General features: G+C 70.9%; 19 protein-coding genes, 1 tRNA gene and 1 riboswitch. Of the genes, 6 read left to right on the top strand and 14 right to left on the bottom strand.

The window, feature by feature from the left end:
- Nucleotides 1-167: 167 nt before the first annotated feature.
- Complete coding sequence (locus ACWDX6_RS24500; protein WP_451487033.1) at nt 168-1,565, bottom strand: cystathionine beta-synthase; 1,398 nt, start codon at nt 1,563-1,565, stop codon at nt 168-170.
- Between the two features lie 104 nt (nt 1,566-1,669).
- Between ACWDX6_RS24500 and ACWDX6_RS24495 the strand changes: the two genes are divergently transcribed.
- From ACWDX6_RS24495 to ACWDX6_RS24485, 3 genes are all read left to right on the top strand, one after another.
- The gene (locus tag ACWDX6_RS24495; RefSeq protein ID WP_451487032.1) at nt 1,670-2,779 is read left to right on the top strand and encodes an SGNH/GDSL hydrolase family protein; all 1,110 of its coding nucleotides are present in this window, start codon (nt 1,670-1,672) and stop codon (nt 2,777-2,779) included.
- Nucleotides 2,780-3,039: 260 nt separating this feature from the next.
- A complete protein-coding gene (locus tag ACWDX6_RS24490; protein WP_403293433.1) occupies nt 3,040-4,260 on the top strand; it encodes an acetyl-CoA C-acetyltransferase in 1,221 nt (406 codons plus the stop codon).
- A 387-nt stretch (nt 4,261-4,647) separates the two neighbouring features.
- On the top strand, nt 4,648-5,499 hold the full coding sequence (locus tag ACWDX6_RS24485) for a hypothetical protein (protein ID WP_451487031.1): 852 nt from the start codon (nt 4,648-4,650) through the stop codon (nt 5,497-5,499).
- A 65-nt stretch (nt 5,500-5,564) separates the two neighbouring features.
- Here the strand turns inward: ACWDX6_RS24485 and ACWDX6_RS24480 are convergent, their stop codons facing one another.
- Nucleotides 5,565-5,894: a hypothetical protein gene (locus ACWDX6_RS24480; RefSeq protein WP_403293429.1), complete on the bottom strand. Its 330-nt coding sequence runs from the start codon at nt 5,892-5,894 to the stop codon at nt 5,565-5,567.
- A 100-nt stretch (nt 5,895-5,994) separates the two neighbouring features.
- On the opposite strand from ACWDX6_RS24480, the gene ACWDX6_RS24475 reads away from it, so the two are divergent.
- Nucleotides 5,995-6,225, top strand: a complete 231-nt coding sequence (locus ACWDX6_RS24475) for a DUF4287 domain-containing protein (protein ID WP_331919624.1) — start codon at nt 5,995-5,997, stop codon at nt 6,223-6,225.
- 574 nt (nt 6,226-6,799) lie between these two features.
- Here the strand turns inward: ACWDX6_RS24475 and ACWDX6_RS24470 are convergent.
- Both ACWDX6_RS24470 and ACWDX6_RS24465 read right to left on the bottom strand, forming a co-directional pair.
- Nucleotides 6,800-7,681, bottom strand: a complete 882-nt coding sequence (locus ACWDX6_RS24470; protein ID WP_451487030.1) for a Bax inhibitor-1/YccA family protein — start codon at nt 7,679-7,681, stop codon at nt 6,800-6,802.
- Nucleotides 7,682-7,823: 142 nt separating this feature from the next.
- Nucleotides 7,824-7,904, bottom strand: a tRNA-Leu gene (locus tag ACWDX6_RS24465).
- 411 nt (nt 7,905-8,315) lie between these two features.
- Between ACWDX6_RS24465 and ACWDX6_RS24460 the strand changes: the two genes are divergently transcribed.
- Complete coding sequence (locus tag ACWDX6_RS24460; protein WP_403293424.1) at nt 8,316-9,086, top strand: ABC transporter ATP-binding protein; 771 nt, start codon at nt 8,316-8,318, stop codon at nt 9,084-9,086.
- A gap of 156 nt (nt 9,087-9,242) precedes the next feature.
- On the top strand, nt 9,243-11,768 hold the full coding sequence (locus ACWDX6_RS24455; RefSeq protein ID WP_451487029.1) for an ABC transporter permease: 2,526 nt from the start codon (nt 9,243-9,245) through the stop codon (nt 11,766-11,768).
- Between the two features lie 93 nt (nt 11,769-11,861).
- On the opposite strand, the gene ACWDX6_RS24450 is transcribed toward ACWDX6_RS24455, so the two are convergent.
- The 10 genes from ACWDX6_RS24450 to ACWDX6_RS24405 all read right to left on the bottom strand — a co-directional run bounded on the left by ACWDX6_RS24450 (nt 11,862) and on the right by ACWDX6_RS24405 (nt 23,828).
- Complete coding sequence (locus ACWDX6_RS24450) at nt 11,862-13,112, bottom strand: phospholipase D-like domain-containing protein (protein ID WP_451487028.1); 1,251 nt, start codon at nt 13,110-13,112, stop codon at nt 11,862-11,864.
- Nucleotides 13,113-13,257: 145 nt separating this feature from the next.
- Nucleotides 13,258-14,562: a class I SAM-dependent methyltransferase gene (locus ACWDX6_RS24445; protein WP_451487027.1), complete on the bottom strand. Its 1,305-nt coding sequence runs from the start codon at nt 14,560-14,562 to the stop codon at nt 13,258-13,260.
- Nucleotides 14,563-14,753: 191 nt separating this feature from the next.
- Nucleotides 14,754-16,136 carry an NAD(P)/FAD-dependent oxidoreductase gene (locus ACWDX6_RS24440; RefSeq protein ID WP_356889146.1) on the bottom strand — a complete coding sequence of 461 codons (1,383 nt, stop codon included), beginning with the start codon at nt 16,134-16,136 and terminating at the stop codon, nt 14,754-14,756.
- 369 nt (nt 16,137-16,505) lie between these two features.
- The gene (locus ACWDX6_RS24435) at nt 16,506-17,420 is read right to left on the bottom strand and encodes a Ppx/GppA phosphatase family protein (protein WP_451487026.1); all 915 of its coding nucleotides are present in this window, start codon (nt 17,418-17,420) and stop codon (nt 16,506-16,508) included.
- Nucleotides 17,417-17,971 carry a DUF501 domain-containing protein gene (locus tag ACWDX6_RS24430; RefSeq protein ID WP_451487025.1) on the bottom strand — a complete coding sequence of 185 codons (555 nt, stop codon included), beginning with the start codon at nt 17,969-17,971 and terminating at the stop codon, nt 17,417-17,419. Before ACWDX6_RS24430 ends, ACWDX6_RS24435 begins: the two co-directional genes overlap by 4 nt.
- A 104-nt stretch (nt 17,972-18,075) precedes the next feature.
- Nucleotides 18,076-18,540, bottom strand: a complete 465-nt coding sequence (locus ACWDX6_RS24425) for an FtsB family cell division protein (protein WP_451487024.1) — start codon at nt 18,538-18,540, stop codon at nt 18,076-18,078.
- Nucleotides 18,541-18,648: 108 nt separating this feature from the next.
- Nucleotides 18,649-19,941, bottom strand: a complete 1,293-nt coding sequence (gene eno, locus ACWDX6_RS24420; protein WP_451487023.1) for a phosphopyruvate hydratase — start codon at nt 19,939-19,941, stop codon at nt 18,649-18,651.
- A 381-nt stretch (nt 19,942-20,322) separates the two neighbouring features.
- On the bottom strand, nt 20,323-21,018 hold the full coding sequence (locus tag ACWDX6_RS24415) for a transglycosylase family protein (RefSeq protein WP_451487022.1): 696 nt from the start codon (nt 21,016-21,018) through the stop codon (nt 20,323-20,325).
- A 3-nt stretch (nt 21,019-21,021) separates the two neighbouring features.
- Nucleotides 21,022-21,197: riboswitch (cyclic di-AMP (ydaO/yuaA leader) on the bottom strand.
- A 258-nt stretch (nt 21,198-21,455) separates the two neighbouring features.
- The gene (locus ACWDX6_RS24410) at nt 21,456-22,451 is read right to left on the bottom strand and encodes a transglycosylase family protein (protein ID WP_451487021.1); all 996 of its coding nucleotides are present in this window, start codon (nt 22,449-22,451) and stop codon (nt 21,456-21,458) included.
- A gap of 114 nt (nt 22,452-22,565) precedes the next feature.
- Nucleotides 22,566-23,828 (bottom strand): cytochrome P450 family protein, encoded by a 1,263-nt coding sequence (locus ACWDX6_RS24405; RefSeq protein WP_451487020.1) that lies wholly within the window; start codon nt 23,826-23,828, stop codon nt 22,566-22,568.
- Between the last annotated feature and the right edge of the window lie 141 nt (nt 23,829-23,969).

Below are 23,969 nucleotides of genomic sequence, written 5' to 3'. Positions count from 1 at the left end.
CTCCGCGTCCGCGGCGTGCGCAGGAGGTCCGGGAGCCGCTCCGTAGTCCTTGACGCCGACAACGACCAATGTGCCGTAGGCGTGTTAAGCGGGTGCTGCGGGTACGTGTCGCGCTCGTACCGTTTGCGCGAACGCCCCGGGCACCCGCTCCACGCGCCCCGGTGAGGTTACTTCGCGGCGCCCTTGGCTCCGCCGCTCGCGAGGAAGGCGAGCAGGTCCTGGCGGCTGACGACGCCCGTGGGCTTGCCTTCGACCAGCACGATCGCCGCGTCGGCCGCGCCGAGGACGGACATCAGGTCGGCGACGGGCTCGCCGGAGCCGACCTGGGGCAGGGGCGCGCTCATGTGCCGTTCCAGCGGGTCCTCCAGGGAGGCGCGCTTGGTGAACAGCGCGTCGAGGAGCTCGCGTTCGACGACGGAGCCGACGACCTCGGCCGCCATGACGTCGGGGTGTCCGGCGCCCGGCTTGACGATGGGCATCTGGGAGACGCCGTACTCCCGGAGGACCTCGATGGCCTGACCGACCGTCTCCTCGGGGTGCATGTGGACGAGGGACGGCATGCCGCCCTCCTTGTGGCGCAGTACGTCGGCGACGGTGGCGGACTCGGTGTCCTCCAGGAAGCCGTAGTCGGCCATCCACTCGTCGTTGAAGATCTTGGAGAGGTAGCCGCGGCCGGAGTCCGGCAGGATGACGACGACGATGTCGTCGGGGCCGAGGTCCTTGGCGACCTCGAGCGCGGCGACGACCGCCATGCCGCAGGAGCCGCCCACGAGGAGGCCCTCCTCCTTGGCGAGGCGGCGGGTCATCTGGAAGGAGTCCTTGTCGGAGACGGCGACGATCCGGTCGGTGCCGTCCCGGTCGTAGGCGGTGGGCCAGAAGTCCTCGCCGACGCCTTCGACGAGGTAGGGCCGGCCGGAGCCGCCGGAGTAGACGGAGCCCTCGGGGTCGGCGCCGATGATCTGGACGGCGCCGCCGCTGACCTCCTTGAGGTACTTGCCGGTGCCGGAGATGGTGCCGCCGGTGCCGATGCCGGCGACGAAGTGGGTGATCTTCCCGTCCGTCTGGTCCCACAGCTCGGGGCCGGTGGTCTCGTAGTGCGAACGGGGGTTGTTCGGGTTGGAGTACTGGTCCGGCTTCCAGGCGCCGGGCGTCTCACGGACGAGCCGGTCCGAGACGTTGTAGTACGAGTCGGGGTGCTCGGGGTCGACGGCGGTCGGGCAGACGACGACCTCGGCCCCGTACGCCCGCAGGACGTTGATCTTGTCGGTGGACACCTTGTCGGGGCAGACGAAGATGCACTTGTAGCCCTTCTGCTGGGCCACGATGGCGAGGCCTACGCCCGTGTTGCCGGACGTGGGCTCGACGATCGTTCCGCCGGGCTTGAGAGCACCGCTCTCCTCGGCCGCCTCGATCATGCGGACCGCGATGCGGTCCTTGACCGAGCCACCGGGGTTGAAGTACTCGACCTTGGCCAGGACGGTCGCCTGAATGCCGGCTGTGACGTTGTTGAGCTTCACCAGCGGGGTGTTGCCGACGAGGCTGATCAGCGAGTCGTGGAATTGCACCGTAATCTCCGGGGTCTCCGTAATGGTGCGGCCAGCGTATGCGTAGTCGGAGCGTGTTACGGGGCAGTTAGACCCTGAACGGCTTGAAGGAGGTGACCGCCCCTATGTCGAGGGCGAGGGTGGCGCGGCGGATCGCGGCGGGCGCGGCGTACGGCGGCGGGAGCATCGGGCTGCTCGGTGTGGCGGCGGTGGGCGTGCTTCTGGCCGAGGTGCAGCTGGCGAAGAGGTCGGTGGGGGGCGGGGTGGCGCCGCTGCCACCGGCGGCGGAAGGTCTGTACGGACGCTCTTTCGCGGCTGCGGATCCCGGCTCCGCCCCTTTTCGGCTGGCCCTTCTGGGTGATTCGACGGCGGCGGGTCAGGGCGTGCGCCGGTCCGGCCAGACGCCGGGGGCGCTGCTCGCCTCGGGGCTCGCGGCGGTGGCGGAGCGGCCGGTGGATCTGCGGAACGTGGCGTTGCCGGGGGCGCGGTCGGACGATCTGGAGCGTCAGGTGTCTCTTCTGCTGTCGGCGTCGACGGGGCCGCCGGACGTGTGCGTGATCATGATCGGGGCGAACGACGTGACGCACCGGATGCCGCCGACGGAGTCGGTGCGGCATCTGGCGGCGGCGGTGCGGCGGCTGCGGACGGCGGGGGCGGAGGTGGTGGTCGGAACCTGCCCGGACCTGGGGACCATCGAGCCGGTGTACCAGCCGCTGCGGTGGCTGGCGCGGCGGGTGTCACGGCAGCTGGCGGCGGCGCAGACGATCGTGGTGGTGGAGCAGGGCGGGCGGACGGTGTCGCTGGGGGATCTGCTGGGTCCCGAGTTCGCGGCCAATCCGCGCGAGATGTTCGGGGTGGACAACTTCCATCCGTCGGCGGAGGGGTACGCCACGGCGGCGATGGCGGTGCTGCCGACGGTGTGCGCGGTGCTCGGCGTGTGGCCGGAGACGGACCGCCTGGAGCCGGACCGGCACGAGGACATGCTGCCGGTGGCGAAGGCGGCGGCGGAGGCGGCGAAGGAGGCCGGTACGGAGGTGACGGGGGTACGGGCTCCCTGGGCGCTGCTCAAGCACCGCCGGCGCCGGCGCCTCCCGGAGGCGGCGGTCGAGGCGGAGGCGGCGGTCGCGGCGGCCGAGGCGGAGGCGGCGGTCGCGGCGGCCGAGGCGGGCCGGGGGCCGGAACCGGGATCGGAGCCGGATGCGGCTGCGTCGGCGGAGGACGTCCGCCGGTCGTGACGGGGGGTCTTCGGGGAGGACGTCGCCGGTCCTGAAGGGGCCTTCGGGCAGGACCTCCGCCGGTCGTGACGGAGGGCCCGGGAGCGCGGCACTCTGGGAGGTGCGGATGCCGCTCCCGACGGTCCTCCGCACTCCCGACTGAGCGCCCGCTTAGAAAAGAGGCCCTCGTCACACGGTCAGCCCGGTGACCAATGCGATACGTACGGGTAACTTCCCCTTCAGTCCTGCCAGAACCGCACCGCACCCCTCCTGGAGCCGTGATGCCCGAAGCCGTCATCGTCTCGACCGCCCGCTCCCCGATCGGCCGGGCCTTCAAGGGCTCACTGAAGGACCTGCGGCCCGACGACCTCACCGCGACCATCGTCCAGGCCGCCCTGGCCAAGGTCCCCGAGCTCGACCCGCGGGACATCGACGACCTGATGCTCGGCTGCGGCCTGCCCGGCGGCGAGCAGGGCAACAACCTGGGCCGGATCGTCGCCGTCCAGATGGGGATGGACCACCTCCCCGGCTGTACGGTCACCCGCTACTGCTCCTCCTCGCTCCAGACCTCCCGCATGGCGCTGCACGCCATCAAGGCGGGCGAGGGCGACGTCTTCATCTCGGCCGGTGTCGAGATGGTCTCGCGCTTCGTGAAGGGCAACTCCGACTCCCTGCCGGACACGCACAACCCGTTCTTCGCCGAGGCCGAGGCCCGCACCGCCGCCGTGGCGGCCTCCGAGGGCTCCAGCTGGCACGACCCGCGCGAGGACGGCCTCGTCCCCGACGCGTACATCGCGATGGGTCAGACCGCCGAGAACCTGGCCCGCCTGAAGGGCATCAGCCGCCAGGAGATGGACGAGTTCGGCGTACGGTCCCAGAACCTCGCCGAGCAGGCCATCAAGAACGGCTTCTGGGAGCGCGAGATCACGCCGGTGACGACCCCGGACGGCACCGTCGTCTCGACCGACGACGGTCCGCGCGCGGGCGTCACCCTGGAGGGCGTCCAGGGCCTCAAGCCGGTCTTCCGCCCCGACGGCCTGGTGACCGCCGGCAACTGCTGTCCGCTGAACGACGGCGCCGCGGCGCTCGTGATCATGTCGGACACCAAGGCGCGTGAGCTGGGCCTGACCCCGCTCGCCCGCATCGTCTCCACCGGCGTCTCCGGCCTCTCCCCCGAGATCATGGGCCTCGGCCCGGTCGAGGCGTCGAAGCAGGCGCTCAAGCGCGCCGGCCTGACGATCGGCGACATCGATCTGGCCGAGATCAACGAGGCCTTCGCCGCCCAGGTCATCCCGTCCTACCAGGACCTGGGTCTGGACCTGGACAAGGTGAACGTCAACGGCGGCGCCATCGCCGTCGGCCACCCCTTCGGCATGACCGGCGCCCGGATCACCGGCACGCTCATCAACAGCCTCCAGTTCCACGACAAGCAGTTCGGCCTGGAGACGATGTGCGTGGGCGGCGGCCAGGGCATGGCGATGGTCATCGAGCGGCTGAGCTGAGCCGTAGCGGAGGGTAGGGGTCGCCTGAGGCACGAAGGCGGCACCTGCCCGCAGCGGTGACGAAGTTCAGCGCGACCGACGAATCGAGCGGCTGAGCTGAGCCGTAGCGGAGGGTAGGGGTCGCCTTCGTGAGCGGCGCCTCCATGGCCTGTGGGCGCCGATCCCAACCGTCCCGCGTCCCAGCCGTGACCGAATCTCCCCCAGGATGTGACCTACGTCCCGGGGGAGATCCGTTCCCGCAGGTCACAGCCGCCCCGGGACTAAACACCAGGCACAAATACCTGTCCAATTCGTGACGTAATGCACTGACAGGGGGCGCGCTCCCGGGACACTCTGATGTAGGAAGTCGGGGGATCGACTCGAATCGGGAGTACGTCAGTGAGCGCCATGTCTCTTGCCCTGCTGGTGACCACGGCCGCCGCCACGGCCGTGGGCGCCGCCGCCCTGCACGCCGCCCACGGTCTCCGTAAGCAGGTCGCCGCTCTGCGTAGCGAACTGTCCACCGGACACGGCGTGTCCGTGCCGCACGCCCGCCCGACGCCCGCCGCCGAGATACGCGCCGCGGTCGCCGAGGCGCTGGCCGAGGAGCGGGAGCGCGAGCTGGCCGAGGCGCGGGCCTTCTGGGCCGCGCAGGAGTCCCGGGACGCGGCCGACTCCCCCTCGCTGCTCGGCGGTCTGTCCGGCACCGCCGAGGACGGCCCCTTCTTCGTGCCGCGCCAGGCCGACTTCGTGGGCCTGGAGGCGATGGCCCTGGAGGCGATGGAGGCGGAGGCCGCCGCGCTGGACGGCGCGGGCCCCGAGAGCGTCCTTGAGGAGTTCCCGGAGCTCGTGGAGTACACCGAGTACCCGGAGGACTCCCCGGAACTGGCCGCCGCCCGCCGCCGGCACCCCTCGCACCCCGACTTCGTGCCGGTCCAGACACCGGTGGTGACGGACCATGAACGCACGGTGGCCCGCCTTGAACAGCTCGCCGACTCCGGCACGGCGCTCACCGATGTGCGCCCCGGCCCGCTCGGCACACTCGACGTGTACGTCTTCGCCGACGGCACCACGCTCTGCATGACCCCCGGCCACCGGGAGACCGCGGAACGCCTCGCGGAGGCGCTGCGCGCGGGCCACACGCCGGTGCTCCTGGGCGGCTCCGGCGTCTCGGGCGCGTACGCCCTGACGTTCTCCTGCGGCGACGCGGACGACGAGAACGTCTACATCCTCGCCGACCGCGTCATCGCGTCTCTCTAGCGCCGTGGAGGCGCGCCTCAGGGCGCGCCAGGCCCCCTCTGCCCCCGACCGGCCGCCGGTCGGCGCTACAGCCCCGCCCGCTCCGTCGCCCGCCGTACGAGATCCACGGCCTCGCCCAGTTCCCGCTCCGGGGAGCCGGCCGGGGCCGTTCGCAGAATCTCCGCCAGATCGTTTCCGGCGACCACAAGTTGGTCCGCGACGGTGAAGACGCCCGCGTCCGGCATGATCCGAGCGGCGCCTCCGGGCTCCTCGATCCGCTGGGCCCGTAGCGCCAACTCCCTGGCCAGCTCCAGCCCTTCGGCGGCGGCCCCCCGCTGGAGGCGGCTCTGCGGGGCGGTCCGCAGCCGGTCGGCGAACCGCTCCACGGCGGCGGTCAGTTCACTCGTATCAAGCACTCCGCGACCCTACGCGCCCTCCAGGGACTGTTGCCAACGAGCCGACGCTCAGGCACGGTGACGGGAAGGAGCACACGGCAACACGCGTCCGGAGGCGCCGATGTCCCACGTCTTCTCCGAAGAGACCCACCGCAATCTGCTCGCCCGCATCCCCCATTGCACCGGTCGTGAAGTGTCCGACTGGCTTCGCACCGTCGAGGAAGGCCCCTCCCTCGTCCGCTTCGAGGAGAAGGTGAGCTGGCTCCGGGGCGAACACGACCTCGCGTACGGCCACGCGAAAGCGATCATCCACGAGTACGACCTCCGCCGGGCAGCCCGCAGACTGCTCTGACACCCACCGTGGACGGCCTTCCGGCCTCGCGCCGGAGGGCCGTCACGTCGCGTTCCGCCCCGCGACAGCGCCGTGCGCGAGGCCATCGCCGCCCACGGGGCGCCCGCGCCACCACGCCGCACGAGCGGGTCCTCGCGGTCTTCGACTCTCTGGGCGACTGGTTCGCGGACCCCGGTTTCCGAGGCTGCGCCTTCATCAACACCTTCGGCGAGATGGGCGGCATCTCCCCGGACGTCGCCGGCATCGCCCGTGGGCACAAGCGGGCGCTGCGGCAGTACCTCGCCGAACAGACCGACGCGCTCGGGGCGCCCCAGGAGCTCGCCGACCAGCTGCCGACCCTCGCCAACGGCGCCATGGCCGTCGCGGGCATCAGCGGCTCCGCCGAGCCGGCCGGCCAGGCGAAGAGCGGCGAAGACCCTGCTGGACGCGGCCCTCGCACCGTAGGACCTTGTCCTGCGGATCAGAGAGGCGGCCAGGGCCCCTCGGGAGGGCTTCGGACACGCGGAAGGGCCCGCCCGGCGGAAGCCGGACGGGCCCTTCGTCACCACGGTCACAGAGGTGACCCGGGAGTGCGTCAGTCGTCGCCCTGCAGGATCGACAGCACACGCAGCATCTCGAGGTAGATCCACACCAGGGTCATGGTGAGGCCGAAGGCCGCCAGCCAGGACTCCTCGCGCGGGGCGCCGTACGTCACGCCGTCCTCGACCTGCTTGAAGTCGAGGGCGAGGAAGCAGGCGCCGAGGATGATGCCGATGACACCGAACAGGATGCCGAGGCCGCCGCTGCGGAAGCCGAGACCGTCACCGCCGCCGAAGACGGCGAACAGCAGGTTGACCATCATCAGCAGCATGAAGCCGATGGCGGCCGCCATCACGAAGCCGTAGAACCGGCGGGTGACGCGGATCCAGCGCATCTTGTAAGCGATGAGCACACCGGCGAAGACCGCCATCGTGCCCAGGACCGCCTGCATCACCACACCCGGGGAGATGTAGGTGGAGACGGCGCTGGAGATCACTCCGAGGAAGACACCCTCGAAGGCGGCGTACGCCAGGATGATCGCCGGCGAGGCCTTGCGCTTGAAGGACTGGACCATCGCCAGGACGAACGCCACCAGGGCGGCGCCGATGGCGATGCCGTAGGACTTGCCGATGTTCGCCGGGTCGACGGGCAGCAGCACCCACGACAGGACGGCGGTCAGCACGACCGTGCCGAGCGTCATGGCCGTACGGCTCACGACGTCGTCGATCGTCATCACATTGCCGCGGACCTGCGGCGGGGCGCCTACCTGGGCGTCCGGGGCGTAGGGGTTGCTCGCGTACGGGTTCGCCGCACCCTCGGCGTACGGGTTCGTTCCGACGGCGGGGCCCCCGGCCTGCGGCTGCTGCGCGTTGAAGCCGGCGTAGCCGTTGTCGCGGCTGAACCCCCGTCGCGAGAAGACCGGGTTACTGCTCCTCATCTCACTCCTCCATGGCCGCACTGCGCGGCCTTGCGTCAAGAGTAATGCGGAAGCAAAAGAATCTCCCTAGTGCTCGGGGAGGATCTTTCCTCGATCGTTAAGGAAGCCCGGCCGGGAGCGGCGGGGCTTGAGGGGGGAGCTGTGCCCGGAACCGGACTCGAACCGGTACGGCCAAAGGCCAGCGAGGTTTAAGCTCGCCGTGTCTGCATTCCACCATCCGGGCGTGGCGCGCGGCTCCGCGTTGGCACATGAGCCTATCGGGACGCTTCCCCCGTTCAGCGGAACAGCGACCCGATGTTGTCTTATTTTATTGACGTCTGAGGGTGCGTCAGTGCAGGTGGGGGCCGATCTGACGAAGTGTGACGCGGCTCGCAGGCGCAAAGGCGCACACGTGGGAATGACGGAAAGTCGCCGCCGCGCGACGCATTCCCCCACGGGGTACCCGCCTGGTCGGCGCTCCCGTGGGTTCCCGTGGACGCCTCAGGGGCGCCGTCATACCTCAGGAGGAGGGCCGGAGCATCCGGTCCGACTCGAGACTGCCCCGGGAACGGGCATGTGGACGGACGTCCCGGCCCGTAACGCTCGACACGATGGAGTGGTTCCCGAACGCACCGTTCCGACAGGAGTCACCCTCGTGAAGACCACCTCCACCGTGCCCCGCGCCACCGCGGTGGCAGCCCGCGCCACGGATCTCTCGAAGGTCTACGGACAGGGCGAGACCCAGGTGGTCGCCCTGGACCGGGTCACCGTCGACTTCCGGCAGGGGGAGTTCACCGCGATCATGGGCCCGTCCGGCTCCGGCAAGTCGACCCTGATGCACTGCGTCGCCGGTCTGGACTCCTTCAGCTCCGGCTCGGTCCGGCTCGGCGAGACGGAGCTCGGCACCCTGAAGGACAAGCAGCTCACGCAGTTGCGCCGGGACAAGATCGGCTTCATCTTCCAGGCGTTCAACCTGCTCCCGACGCTGACGGCGCTCGAGAACATCACACTGCCGATGGACATCGCGGGCCGCAGGCCCGACAAGCAGTGGGTCGACCGGGTCATCGACATGATCGGACTCTCGGGCCGGCTGAGCCACCGTCCCGCGCAGCTCTCCGGCGGCCAGCAGCAGCGCGTCGCCGTGGCCCGCGCGCTGGCCTCCCGCCCCGAGATCATCTTCGGTGACGAGCCCACCGGAAACCTGGACTCCCGCTCGGGCGCGGAGGTGCTGGGCTTCCTGCGCAACTCGGTACGGGAGCTGGGGCAGACGGTCGTCATGGTGACCCACGACCCGGTGGCCGCCTCCTACGCGGACCGGGTGATCTTCCTCGCGGACGGCCGGATCGTCGACGAGATGATCGCCCCGACGGCGGACGGCGTGCTCGACCGCATGAAGGCCTTCGACGCCAAGGGCCGCACGAGCTGAGGCGACCGCGCGGCCTCCCCCGGCCCGGCCGGACCGCCCAGGCCTCCGCGACCGGCCGCCAGGCCGGACGCCGCCCAGGGGCGCGTCGCCCCCTTCCGCCCTGCCCTCTCCTCACCCGGCCCGCCGCTGGCGCCGGCCCCACTCCAGGACACCTCCATGTTCCGTACCGCCTTGCGCAACGTTCTCGCGCACAAGGCCAGGCTGCTGATGACCGTGCTCGCCGTGATGCTCGGCGTGGCCTTCGTCTCCGGCACGCTGGTCTTCACCGACACCCTCTCCAACGCCTTCCGCAACCAGTCGGCCAAGAGCTACGACGACGTCGCCGTCGCCGTCTCGGCGCTGCACGGCGACGACCCCGACAAGACGCCCGGTCTCTCCGAGGACGTACGGCGGAAGATCGAGGCCGTCGACGGGGTCGCCGAGGCGACCGGCCGGGTCAGCGGCTTCGCCGGGGTGCCCGACAAGGACGGCAGGCTCATCGGCGTCGGCTGGTCCAACAAGGGCACGAACTTCGCCCCCGGCAAGGACGGCGAGGACCCCGCGTACCGGTTCACCGACGGCTCGGGGCCGGTGCGGGACGACCAGATCGCCCTCGACCGGGACACCGCCACCAAGGGCGGCTACCAGGTCGGCGACACCGTCCGGGTCGCCACCAACGGCCCGGTGAAGGAGTACGGCCTCGCCGGCGTCTTCACCACCGAGGACGGCGCCGTGAGCGCGGGCGGCAGCCTGGTCCTCTTCGACACCGACGTGGCGCAGAAGCTGTACGTCGAGCCCGGCTTCTACCAGGACATCACCGTCGCCGCGAAGCCCGGCGCCGACGCCGCGAAGATCCTCGACGCGGTCGAGCCGCTGGTCGGCGAGGACGGCGAGGCCCAGACCGGTCAGGCGCTCGCCGACCAGCAGGCCAGGGACATCGAGTCCGGCCTGAGCGCGCTCAACCAGATGCTGCTCGCCTTCGCCGGCATCGCGCTCTTCGTCGGCGTCTTCCTGATCTCCAACACCTTCACGATGCTGGTCGCCCAGCGCACCAAGGAGCTGGCCCTGATGCGCGCGGTCGGTGCCTCGCGCAGGCAGATCACCCGCTCGGTGCTCGCCGAGGCCGCTCTGGTCGGTCTGGTCGCCTCCGTCGTGGGCTTCGGTCTCGGTGTGCTGCTCGCGATGGGGCTGCGCTCGGGGATGTCCGCCTTCGGTCTGAAGGTGCCGGGCGGCGAGCTTGTCGTCACCTCCACTCCGCTGGTCTCCGCGCTCGCCGTGGGTGTGCTGATCACGATGCTGGCCGCCTGGCTGCCGGGCCGGCGCGCGGCGAAGATCCCGCCGGTGGCGGCGATGAGCAGCGTCCACGCGGTGGCGACCACCAAGTCGCTGGTGGTGCGCAACTCCATCGGCGCGGCGATCACCGCCCTCGGCGCCGCCGGCATCGTCGCGGGGGCCGGCAAGGGCGGCGAGTCGGGCCGCATGCTGATCGGCGCGGGCGCGTTCCTCACCCTCGTCGGTGTGATCGTGCTGATCCCGCTGCTGTCCCGCCCCGTGATCGCCCTCGCCCGGCCCGTCCTGAAGTCGTTCGGGGTCGCGGGCAAGCTGGCCGGGCAGAACGCGGTCCGCAACCCCCGCCGCACCGGCGCCACGGCCTCCGCTCTCGCCATCGGCCTGACCCTGGTCACCGGTCTGTCGGTGCTGGGCGCCACGGTCGGCTCGGCACTGGACAGGATGACGACCGACCAGATCAAGGCCGACTACATGGTCTCCATGGCCAGTGGGGACGGCATGAACCAGGCGGCCCTGGACGCGCTGGAGAAGGTGCCGGGCGTCTCGGCGGTCTCCCCGCAGCAGGCCGGCTACTTCGAGATCGAGGGCGACTTCGCGTCGGTCTCCGGTGTCACCCCCGGTGACATCGAGAAGGTCCTCAAGCTGCACGTCACCAGCGGCTCCCTCGCCTCCCTGGCGGACGGGAAGGTAGCCGTCGCCGACAAGACGGCGGACAAGCAGGGCTGGAAGGTCGGCACGGCCCTTCCCGTGGAGTACGGGGACAAGAAGAAGGAGAAGCTGACGGTCGGCGCGGTCTTCGAGAGCAGCGAGTTCGTCTCGCCGGTCCTCGTCGACACGAAGATCCTCAACGCCCACGACTCCAAGCCGTACATCCCGCAGATCTTCGTGGCGATGGAGGGCGGCCAGACGCCGGCCGGCGAGAAGGCGCTGGTCCAGGCGCTGGGCGACAACCCGGCCATCACGGTGATGGACCACAAGGACATCCGGGACGCGTTCGGCGGCCAGATCAACCTGATGCTGAACATCATGTACGGGCTGCTGGCGATGGCTCTGATCATCGCGGTGCTCGGTGTCGTCAACACCCTCGCCATGTCGGTGTTCGAGCGGCAGCAGGAGATCGGCATGCTGCGGGCGATCGGCCTCGACCGGCGCCGGGTGAAGCGGATGGTCCGACTGGAGGCCGTGGTCATCGCCCTGTTCGGCGCGGTGGTCGGCATCGGTCTCGGCTCCTTCCTCGGCTGGGCGATCGGCGAGACGATGCGGAGCAGCCTGCCGGACTACGCGCTGGTGCTGCCCTGGGACCGGATCGGCGTGTTCCTGCTCCTCGCCGGCCTGGTCGGTGTGCTGGCCTCGCTGTGGCCGGCCCGGAGCGCGGCACGGCTGAACATGCTCACCGCCATCAAGGCGGAGTGACGGCGGTACGGACACGGTGAAGGGCCGGACACCCGCGCTTGGGTGTCCGGCCCTTCGCCGTTCGCGCGCGGTCGCCGCCGTGCGCTCCGGTCGTCAGCTGCCTTCGCAGTAGCTCATCAGCCGGTCGTGGTTGGCCCGGTACTGGTCGTACAGCGCCGCGTCGTCGATCTTCAGCAGGGTTTCGTCGTTGGCCCGCAGTGCGGGGTAGGTGTAGTTGTGGCTGCCGGTGAAGACCAGCTTCCGGCCGGAGGTGCCGTTGTACGTGCCCTCCACGAGCAGGTACTTCGAGTGGAGTCCGACCTTGGCGACGCCGGTCCCCCGGTCCTCCTGGCACTCCACGCGCTTGGTGAGCTTGCCCGAGATGATGCTCTCGACACCGCTGCTCATCGATTCCGCCGCGCCGTCGTGGGCGAGGATCACCGAGCACCCGGCGTTCTTCAGGGCGACCAGCTTGGTGGCGACCTCGTCACGGGTGAAGAGGTTGGCGGCCATCCGCACCTGGGTGCCGCCGGAGCAGCTCACGTTGTCCAGGATCAGCTTGATCGTGTCGGTGGACGCGTCGTTGTCGAAGGTGGTGCCGGCGGCTTCCTTGCGGGGGAAGAAGTACGTCTTGTACGCGCCGCTCTCCGGGGTCTTGTAGTAGTGGCTCAGGCCGGTGGAGGAGGTTCCGTAGGCGAGGAGGTCGGCCCAGTAGGCGCGGTAGATCGCGTAGAGGCCGCTGTCGACGATCGTGACCGCGTTGTTGAAGAGGTCCGTGCGCTGGACGTTGGTCATGTTGGCCGAGGTCTGCACCACCACGTCGTTCGCGCCGCCGGTGGACGAGAACAGGAAGAACTTGTTGTGGTTGATGGCGCCGTCGGGGTCGTTGGGCAGCTTGCGGGTGCCGATGCAGCCACGGCCCGCCGGGCAGGCGAAGACCCATGAGCCCTGGGTGCGGTCGGTGCCGAGCCGCTCGGCGAGCCGGGTGTACTCGCCGCCGCTCATGGTGGTGGAGGTGTGGTCCACGATCACCTTGACGTCGACCCCGCGGGTCTTCGCGGCGTGGAGGGCGTCGGTGACCGTGTCCTCGGTGAAGGTGTAGAGGCCGGCGGTGATGCTGGAGCCGGCGGGGGCCTGGTCGATCAGTCCGAGGATGTGGTCGCGGACGCGGCTCTGGGCGGTGCTGTCGCCGGCCGGGTCGTTGAAGGTGGCGGTGGTGGTCACGGCCGCGGCGGCGGTGACGGCGGCCGGGACCGCGGAGGCCGTGGCGGCGGACGTCGGGGTGGCGTTCCCCGGGACGGCCGCGACGGACAGGAGTCCGGCGCCGACGGCCAGGGTGAGCAGCAGACGGATCGGGCGGTGCACGATGGGTTTTCCCCCTAGGGCCTGGGCGGCGCGTATCCGGCATACCGAAGCATGCGGCGCATACATGACAATCCCGGGCTCGGAGAAGAGGGGGCGTCGGCGACGGCCGGCACCCCCTCTCGACGAGCCCGAAGGCCCGAAGGTATCAACGCGGGAGCGACTCGTTCCACATCCGCGGGCGCAGCGCCACGCCGGACGTTCCCTCCTCCGGTGTCTTCACCGCGAGGAACTGGTTGACGCCGATCCGGTTGCGTTCGAAGGAGACGGCGGAGGCCGCCATGTAGAGGCGCCAGATTCTCGCCCGGCCCGGTGAGACCAGCCGGACGGCCTCGGCCCAGCGCGCCTCCAGGTTGGCCACCCAGCGGCGCAGCGTGAGGGCGTAGTGCTCGCGGATGGCCTCCACGTCCCGCACCTCGAAGCCGGCGTCCTCCAGGGTGGCGAGCGTGCGGCCCATCGGAGCGAGCTCGCCGTCGGGAAAGACGTACGCGTCGATGAACTCGTCCACCTCGTAGGTGGCTTCCTCGGGAGTGGGGCGGCGGGAGATCTGGTGGTTGAGCAGCCGGCCGCCCGGCTTGAGGAGCGCGTACAGGGTGTCGGCGTACTCGCGGTAGCGGACCTCGCCGACGTGCTCGGCCATGCCGATCGAGGAGATCGCGTCGTACGGACCGTCCTTGACCTCGCGGTAGTCCTGCACCCGGATCTCGATCCGGTCCGTCAGCCCCTCCTCGGCGATCCGCTTGCGGGCGAAGGCGGCCTGCTCGCGGGAGAGGGTGACGCCGACGACCTGGGCGCCGTACTCGCGGGCCGCGTGGATGGCCATGGAGCCCCAGCCGCAGCCGACGTCGAGGAGCCGGTCGCCCTCCCTCAGCCGCAGCTTGCGGGCGATGAGGTCCAGCTTGTCGCGCTGGGCGTCCTCCAGCGTGCCGTCCTCCGTCCAGTAGGCGCACGAATAGACCATCGAGGGCCCGAGCACCAGCGCGTAGAAGTCGTTGCCCACGTCGTAGTGGTGACTGATCGCCTGCTTGTCGCGGTGCTTGCTGTGCCGGGAGCCGGTGCGCCGCCGCATCTCCTCGGCGGGCGGCGCCGGCGGCGGGAAGGGCCCGCCGAGCTTCAGCAGGGCGCGGGCGGCGGCCCGCAGCCTCGGGTCGCGTACGGTCTCCAGGGCGCTCCTGGACTCCCCGCCGCGCTCCCAGATGAGCCCCGCGAGCCGGTCCAGGACCTCGTACAGATCGCCCTCGACGTCGATCTCACCGGCCACCCAGGCGCGGGCGAGGCCGAGCTCGCCGGGCTTCCAGAGCAGCCGGCGCAGGGCACGGCGCTCACGGACGACCAGAACGGGGCCTCCCACGGGTCCGGCTTCGCTGCCGTCCCAGGCCCGCAGGCGCACCGGGAGCGGGGCTTCCAGCAGATCCTCGGCGAGAGTGGTCAGCCGCAACGCGGCATCGGCCATGGTGCACACCTCCGTGATGTCGTGCCCCAGTAAGGTTCGTCACCACGTAAACACCCTCGGTAGGCGAATACACTCCCGCCGTCGCGCAACGAGTCGGCAAAACACCCGGCCGGACATGCCGAAGGACCGTCCGCACCACGGATGGCGGACGGCCCTTCGGCATCTACGGTCGTACGGGCACAGCGGTGGGGCTAGGAGGCCTTGGCCTTCTCCTGGCTCGCCTGGGCGACGGGCGCCGGGGCGGGCTTGGCGGCCTCGTAGAACTCCTCGCGCGGCGTCTCCATCGCACCGAGGGAGACGACCTCGCGCTTGAGGAACATCGCCAGGGTCCAGTCGGCGAAGACGCGGATCTTGCGGTTCCAGGTCGGCACGGCCATGCCGTGGTAGCCACGGTGCATGTACCAGGCGAGACGGCCCTTGAGCTTGATCTTCATCTTGCCCATGACGATCATCGCGACGCCCTTGTGCAGGCCGAGGCCGGCGACCGCGCCCTTGTTGGCGTGGCTGTACTCCTTCTGCGGGAAGCCCCGCATGCCGGAGACCACGTTGTCGCCGAGGACCTTCGCCTGGCGCAGCGCGTGCTGGGCGTTCGGCGGGCACCAGGCGTTCTCCACACCGGCCTTGCGGGCGGCGAGGTCCGGAACCTGGGCGTTGTCGCCCGCGGTCCAGATGTAGTCGGTGCCGGTGACCTGGAGGGTCGGCTGGGCGTCCACGTGGCCGCGCGGGCCGAGCGGGAGACCGAAGCGGGACAGCGCCGGGTTGGGCTTGACGCCCGCGGTCCACACGATCGTGTTGGAGTCGACCTCCAGGCCGTTCTTCAGCACGACGTGACCGTCGACGCAGGAGTCCATCGACGTCGAGAGGTAGATCTCGACGCCGCGGCCCTCGAGGTGCTCCTTGCCCCAGCGGCCCAGCTCCGGGCCCACCTCGGGAAGGATCTTGTCGGCGGCGTCGACCAGGATGAAGCGCATGTCCTCGCGCTTCACGTTGGTGTAGTACTTCGCCGCGTCGCGGGCCATGTCCTCGACCTCGCCGATGGTCTCCGCGCCGGCGAAGCCGCCGCCCACGAAGACGAAGGTCAGCGCCTTGCGGCGGACCTCCTCGTCGGTCGTCGAGTCGGCCTTGTCCAGCTGCTCCAGGACGTGGTTGCGCAGGCCGATGGCCTCCTCCACGCCCTTCATGCCGATGCCCTGCTCGGCGAGGCCGGGGATCGGGAAGGTGCGGGAGACCGCGCCCATCGCGATGACGAGGTAGTCGAAGGGAAGGTCGTAGGCCTCGCCGACGAGCGGCGCGACCGTGGCGACCTTGCGGTCCTGGTCGATGCTGGTGACACGACCGGTGAGCACCTCGGCTCCGCGCACGACGCGTCGCAGCGGGACGACGACGTGACGCGGCGAGATGCTGCCTGCGGCGGCTTCGGGGAGGAAGGGCTGGTACGTCATGTACGACCGCGGGTCGACGACCGTGACGGTCGCCTCGCCGAAACGCATCTTCTTCAGAATGCGTCGAGCCGCGTACAGGCCTACGTACCCACCGCCTACTACGAGGATCCTGGGACGCTCCGTGGTGCTCATGCCATCGAGTATCCACCCCTCCGAGGGGGGTCGCTCGTGCGCCCCTTCACAAGCTTCCCGGGTACCTCTGCTACACTGCGCGGCCCACGTGTCCCAGGTCATGGCGCAGCAAAGGAACCGCGGTGTTGCGGCGGACGTTGTTCACCCCTGTTGAACTGGCCCGGAGAGCCCTCGTTAACCCTGAACCACGAGGTGTGTTCACACGATGGAAACAGAGCGCGAACGGGGCTCCGAACCTGCGAAAGCGCCCCGACAGGGGCCTTGGGGGCCGTGAAGACCCGCCATGACCCCCGTCGGGGCGCTTTTCCTTGTGAAGAACTTCACGAAGTTTTCCGACGGCCCGTCGCCGGACGTGGCGCGGTGCGCCCGTTATGCCACGGACAGGGCGATTCCGTCGAGGATGTCGTGCTCGCTGACGACGACCTCCGGGGCCCCCGTGCGCTCCATGATCTCCAGGAGGACCAGGGCTCCGGCGGCGATGACATCGACCCGGCCGGGGTGCATGACGGGGATCGCGGCCCGCTCGTCGTGGGTCGAGGCGAGCAGCCGGCCGGTGACCTCGGCGACCTGGTCGCGGGAGATCCGGGAGTGGTGGATCTTCGTGGAGTCGTACTCCGGGAGCCCGAGCGCGATGGCGGCGACGGTCGTCACCGATCCGGCGAGCCCGACGAGGGCACGGGCCTCGGCGATCGGCACCGTCCTCTCGGCCAGGTCCAGCGCGGCCCGGATGTCGGCGCGGACGGCCTCGATCTCGGCGGCCGCCGGCGGATCGCTGCGGATGTGCCGCTCGGTCAGGCGCACGCACCCGATGTCGACGGAACGGGCCGCCTCCACGTGCCGGCCGCCGACGACGAACTCCGTGGAGCCGCCGCCGATGTCCACGACCAGACAGCGGTCGGTGCCGTGCAGCTCGGCGGTGGCGCCGGTGAAGGAGAACTCCGCCTCCTGGTCGCCGCTGATCACCTCGGGCTCGACGCCCAGGATCTCCACCACGCCCTTGACGAACTCGTCCCGGTTCTCGGCGTCCCGCGAGGCCGAGGTGGCCACGAAACGGAGCTTCTCGGCGCCGAGTTCCGCGATGACGGCCGCGTACTCCCGGCACGCCGCGAAGGTCCGCTCCAGAGCCTCGGGCGCGAGCCGGCCGGTCCTGTCGACACCCTGGCCGAGCCGGACGATCGTCATCCGCCGGTCCAGCTCGATCAGCTCGCCCGTCTCCGGGTGGACGTCGGCGACGAGGAGACGGATGGAGTTCGTCCCGCAGTCGATGCCCGCGACCCGGGTCATTCGGCGGCCCCCTTCTCCGTCTGCTCCGCGTTCTCCCCGCACGGGGTGACGCAGGGGCCCTTGGCCCACCACTCCGGCAGCATGGCGATCGCCTCGTCGCCCAGCGGGTTGACCCCGGGGCCGGCGGCCAGCGAGTGGCCGACCAGGACGTGCAGGCACTTCACCCGGTCGGGCATGCCGCCGGCGCTCGGGAAGCCCTCCAGGACCTCGATGGCGTCACGGCGGGCGATGTAGTCCTCGTGCGCGGCCCGGTAGGCGGCGGCCAGCTCCGGGTCGGTGGCGAGCCGGGCCTGCATCTCCTTCATCACACCGTTGGCCTCCAGGGTGCCGATGGCGGAGGCGGCGCGCGGGCAGGTCAGGTAGTACGTCGTGGGGAACGGGGTGCCGTCCGGGAGGCGCGGCGCGGTCTCCACGACGTCCGGGTTGCCGCACGGGCAGCGGTGCGCGATGGCGCGCAGACCCCGGGGCGGGCGGCCGAGCTGCGCCTCGAAGGCGGCGACGTCCGCCTCGGTGGGCTCGGTGCGGGGGGTCTGCGGAGGGGGCGTTTCCATGCGTGCGTCTGTCTTCTCGTCGAGGGGCGGTTCGGTGGGTGGTGCGGTGCGCGGCGCGGTCGGCCGTGCGAGGTGCCGTCACACCATCATCTCGCGCCGCCGGGTCAGCGGGGCGCGTCGGCGCGGTCGACGCCGTTCCAGAGGCCGGAGTACCAGGGGGTGCCCGCCTCGGACTGCTCGGCGCGGCGGGCGCGCTCCGCCTCGGGGTCGTTCACGGTGAAGCCGGTCTCGCCGGGCATGACGTAGTGCAGGTGCTCACGGGCGAGGCGGCGGACGTACGCCGGGTCCTGGAGCCGGGCCTTCTCGTCCCGCAGCTCCTCGACCCGCTCGGCGGCCTCGGCGGCCTGGCGCTCCTGTTCGGCGATCTCGCCCTGCTGGGAGACGTACTGGCGCATGGGGTAGGCGAGCGCCACCACCAGCGAGCAGACGACGAGCGCGAGGAAGGCCGCGCGGCCGGTGAGCCGGGAGCGGCGGGCCTGGCGGCGGGTCTGGGAGCGGTAGACACGAGCGGCGGTCTGCTCGCCGAGCAGCTTGATCCTGGTCGCGGTCGAGAACCGGTCCCGGGCCATGTGCGCGCCTCCCCTTTACGTACGAACGTCCCCGCACACGGTACGGGACCGGGTGCGGGGACGTATGTACGACGCTGCCTGCGCGAGGTTCAGCCCTCGCTGGGCCGATCAGTTCGCGGAGCGGAACCGCGGGAACGCGCTGCGGCCGGCGTAGACCGCCGCGTCGTCGAGGATCTCCTCGATGCGCAGCAGCTGGTTGTACTTGGCGACGCGCTCGGAGCGGGCCGGGGCGCCGGTCTTGATCTGGCCGCAGTTGGTGGCGACGGCGAGGTCGGCGATGGTGACGTCCTCGGTCTCGCCGGAGCGGTGGGACATCATGCACTTGAAGCCGTTGCGCTGGGCCAGCTCGACGGCGTCGAGGGTCTCGGTCAGCGAACCGATCTGGTTGACCTTGACCAGCAGGGCGTTGGCGGAGCCCTCCTCGATACCGCGGGCCAGGCGCTCCGGGTTGGTGACGAACAGGTCGTCGCCGACGAGCTGCACCTTGGTGCCCAGCTTCTCGGTGATGGCCTTCCAGCCGGCCCAGTCGTCCTCGAACAGCGGGTCCTCGATGGAGACCAGCGGGTAGGAGGCGACGAGCTCCTCGTAGTACTCGGTCATCTCGGCGGCCGAGCGGGACTTGCCCTCGAACTCGTACGAGCCGTCCTTGTAGAACTCGGAGGCGGCGCAGTCGAGCGCCAGCGCGATGTCCTTGCCCGGGACGTAGCCGGCCTGCTTGATGGCCTCGACGATGAGGTCGAGCGCGGCGCGGTTGGAGTCGAGGTTCGGGGCGAAGCCGCCCTCGTCGCCCAGGCCGGTGGACAGGCCCTTGGTCTTCAGGACGGACTTGAGGGTGTGGTAGACCTCGGTGCCCCAGCGCAGGGCCTCGGAGAAGGACTCCGCGCCGATCGGGGCGATCATGAACTCCTGGATGTCCACGTTGGAGTCGGCGTGCGAGCCGCCGTTCAGGATGTTCATCATCGGAACGGGCAGCAGGTGCGCGTTCGGGCCGCCGAGGTAGCGGAAGAGCGGCAGGTCGGACGCCTCGGAGGCGGCGTGCGCGACGGCGAGGGAGACGCCGAGGATGGCGTTGGCGCCGAGCGAGGACTTGTCCGGGGTGGCGTCCAGGTCGAACATCGCCTGGTCGATCAGGCGCTGCTCGGTGGCGTCGTAGCCGACGAGCTCCGGGCCGATCTGCTCGATGACGGCGAGGACGGCCTTCTCGACACCCTTGCCCTGGTAGCGGTTCGGGTCACCGTCGCGGAGCTCGAGGGCCTCGAACGCACCGGTGGAGGCACCGGACGGAACAGCAGCACGGCCGGTGCTGCCGTCGTCGAGGCCGACCTCGACCTCGACCGTGGGGTTGCCTCGGGAGTCCAGGATTTCCCGGGCTACGACGACGTCGATGGACGGCACGAGCATCTCCTTCTGGGATGTGAAGCTAGATGTGACGCATGCGGTGCAGGGTCTCTTTGGCCTTGCGGCAAGAGCCTAACCGGCTCCCGCCCTCCAGTCGGCCGGGCGCCCGCCCGCTGGGACGAAAAAGGACCCAAGGGCATGCATCTGCGGACGAACGACCTCAGAACTACTGGGCGGTAACGAGGTGGGGCCCTGCGGGCGGGGCTCGGCCCCGGGAACCCGGGGGGTCACCCGCCGGCCGGTGGCCCCGAACGCGCGGAACCCCGGTCCGGCGCGCACGGGGGAAGGGCGCGCCGGACCGGGGTGGTCACCGCGGGAGAGTCGTGGGGGCGAGACGCCCCCTGGGGCCCGTGCGAGCCGCCGGACTCACGCGGGCCGCCGGACTCACTTCAGGTGGAGCTGCTGGCCCGGGTAGATCAGGTCGGCGTCGTCGACGATGTCCTTGTTGAGCTCGAACAGCTTGGCCCAGCCGCCCTTGACGTCGTGGGCGGCGGCGATCTTGCTCAGCGTGTCGCCGGCCGCGACCTTGTACTCGCCGTCACCCTTCGCGACCTTCTTGCCGGTCGGGGTGGTGACGGTCTTCTTCGGCTCGGCCTTCTTGGGCGCGGCCTTCGGCGCGGTGCGCGACTCGCTGCGGGTCGTCGGCTGCTCGGCCTGACGCTCCTGCTGCGCGGGGGCGGCCTGCTCGGCGGAGCCGCCGTTGTACGCGGCGCCGGAGAGGCCCACGCCGCAGCTCGGCCAGGCACCCTTGCCCTGGCCGGCCAGGACCTTCTCGGCGACCGCTATCTGCTGCGACTTGGAGGCCTGGTCGGCGGTCGAGGCGTACGCGGTACCGCCGTAGGCGGCCCAGGTGGAGGCCGAGAACTGCAGGCCGCCGTAGTAACCGTTGCCGGTGTTGATGGACCAGTTGCCGCCGGACTCGCACTGGGCGACGGCGTCCCACTCGGAGGCGGTGGCGGCCGAGGCGGACCCGGCCGTCATCAGCGGGGCGGCGACGGCGACGCCGGCGACGCCGACGAGTGCGACGGCGCGGGTGGCCTTGGAAGCACGACGGTGCTTGCCCTTACCGGAAAGCAGCATGCGATTTCTCCTCACCGACGCCTGCGAGGTGAGCTGTCGGGTTCGGACCAAGTGAGTTGTCCGGCCGCGTGACCAGCACGCGGCTCCACCCCAAGCCGGCCTTCCGTCCGTCTGTCTCGACGGCCGGGAACCGGCGCTTACCTTGGGTCCCCCGCTCCTGCCTACGGCGCTTGCGCGACGACTGTTCCCATCAACCGACGGCAGGATTCGGCGTTTCGGTCGACGGGGCCCGCGGTGGCGAGCAGTCACGACCGTAGACACAGACCCCCACGAAGTTCAAAGGCGTCCATTAGGGAGAAATCGCCCTTACCCGCCCTCGACCGAACAGCGTTTACGCAGGTGAGAGGTGACGGGAGCAAAGTTTGCGGACGGGATACGCCGGTCGCGACAAAGAGACCCATGTCTCACTTGCTCAGAACCGGACATAAGGTCCCGAACTAGCCCTGCGCGGGAGCGGTTTCGGGCGTCAGGTCGAGGCTCTGACCAGGGAGGATGAGATCCGGATCGCCGCCCACCGTCCGGCGGTTGGCGTCATAGAGCGCGGCCCAGCCGCCGGGGAGCTCGTTCTCCTGAGCAATCTCGGTGAGATTGTCTCCGGGCTTGACGGTGTATTCGTCCGCGGTGCCCTGAGTGTCCGCATTCTCCGCACCCGTACCGGCGGTCACGCCGCCTGTCGGCCCGTCAGCCGCTTCGAGCGGCGAGGCGTGGCGACCGGTTTCTCCGCTGCCGTCCGCAATGCCCGTCTCTTCGGGGGCCGCGCCGCCACGGTGCTTGCCGGTGCCCGGGGCGGCCGGCGCGGACGGCGTGACCGATGCCCCGGGGGCGGTGGGGGACGGCGTGCCGATGCCCGTCGAGGCGTCCGGCGCCACGGGCGCGGTGGGGGCGGCGGAGGTGGTCGGGACGGCCTCGGGGGCCGTCGGGAGGACCTCGGGGGTCGTCGGGGCCGCCTCGGGCGCCGTGGGGGCGATCGGCAGACCCGTGGTCCGGTTCGACTCCTCGACCGGGCCCGTGGGCTCCGCCGGCACGACGGCCGGCCCCGGGTCCACCTCGGGGGCGGTGCCGTCGTTCGTCAGACCGGCGATCGGGGCGCAGGTGTCCCACTCCGTGCCACCGGCGGCGAACGCCTTCTCGGCCACCACGATCTGCTGCGCACGGCTGGCCAGGTCGGCGCTGGACGCGTACGCGAGGCCGCCGTGCCGCTCCCAGGTCTCCTGGGTGAACTGGAGCCCGCCGTAGAGCCCGTTGCCGAAGTTGGCGCTCCACAGGCCGCCCGACTCGCACTCGGCCACCCGGTCCCAGGTGGCGGCGTCGGCGGCGGAGGCGGAGCCCGCGCCGAGCAGCGGCAGCGCGAGGGCCGATCCGGTCACGCCTGCGGCGACGACGATGGCGGGGGCCTGGCGGGGTCTGCGGTGACGTCCGTTCCCGGAGCGCATGCGGAATGCCTTTCGCGTGACGGCTGAGAATGACGGTGAACGTAGCGGCATTCGAACGTCAGTCACAAGTCGATGCAGCGGAGATCACGTAAAAGTCACAGTCCTGACGGTTCGTCAGCGGACAAGGGGGTCGAACTCCACCGGAAGAGTGCGCAATCCGCGCATGATGAGCCCTCCCCGCCACCGCAGATCGGCCGGATCCACGGCAAGTCGCAGATCCGGCAGCCGCGTCAGGAGGGTGGCGAGGGCGATCTGTCCCTCCAGCCGGGCGAGCGGGGCGCCGATGCAGTAATGGATGCCGTGCCCGTACCCGAGGTGCTGGTTGTCGCGCCGGGACAGGTCGAGCGTGTCCGGCCGGTCGAACCGCGCCGGGTCGCGGTCGGCGGCGGCGAGTACGACGAGGACCGGATCGCCCGCCGGGATCTCCTGCCCGCCGATGGTCAGCGGCTCCATGGCGTACCGCCAGGTGGCCAGCTCGACCGGTCCGTCGTAGCGCAACAGCTCCTCGACCCCCGTCTCCAGGAGCCCCCGCTCCCCCGCCGCGAGCGACGCCTGGAGCCGCTCCCGCTGGTCGGGGTTGCGGAGCAGCGCGTACACCCCGTTCCCCACCAGATTGACCGTGGTCTCGAAGCCGGCGAAGAGCAGGATGAAGGCCATCGCAGCGGCCTCGTTCTCGGTGAGGTGCTCCCCGTGGTCGGAGGCCTTGATGAGGCCAGAGATCAGGTCGTCCCCCGGATCGAGCCGCTTGCGGTGGATCAGCTCCGCGAGATACCCGCGCATCTTCTTGACCGACCGCGCGACCCCGCCGCGCGGCCCTCCGCCGTGCCGGATCATCATCCCGGCCCAGTCACGGAAGTCGTCCTGGTCCTCGCGCGGGACGCCGAGCAGGTCGCAGATCGCGTAGATGGGCAGCGGAAAGGCGAACTCGTGGATGAGGTCGGCGCTCCCCTTCTCCGCGAACCCGTCGATGAGCTGATCGGTCAGCTCCTGCACCCGCGGCGCGAACTCGGCCACCCGGCGCGGCGTGAACGCCTTCGACACCAGGCGTCGCAGCCGGGTGTGGTCGGGCGGATCGATGTTGAGCAGATGCGTCATCAGCTCGGCCTTGCGCTCGCCGGGGATCCCCGTCTTCCCCTTGGCGTGCGCCGGCTCGTCGTGGTGCGCGGGGTTCTTCGACAGCCGCTGGTCCGCGAGCGCCTGCCGCGCGTCGGCGTACCGCGTCACCAGCCACGCCTCGACCCCGCTGGGCAGCTCGGCCCGGTGCACGGGCGCGTGCTCGCGCAGCCAGGCGTAGGCGGGATACGGATCGGTCGCGAACTCCCAGGTGAAGAGCGCGGGGGCGGCGGAACCGCCGGGGGCGGGGGGCTGGTCGTGCATGGCCCCGACAGTAATCGGCGCCCCTGCCCGGCTGGGCGGCGACCACGGTGTGTCCGTTCCCCAGGTGCGGTGCGCGGCCGGGGGGCGGCGCGGGTGTGTCCGTTCCCTACGCGGCGCGCGACCGGGCGGCGGCGACGGGTG

The sequence above is a fragment of the Streptomyces sp. NPDC003027 genome, from assembly GCF_053591435.1.
The sequence above is the reverse complement of the archived record's forward strand: the minus strand, read 5'-3'. Positions and strand labels throughout refer to the sequence as shown.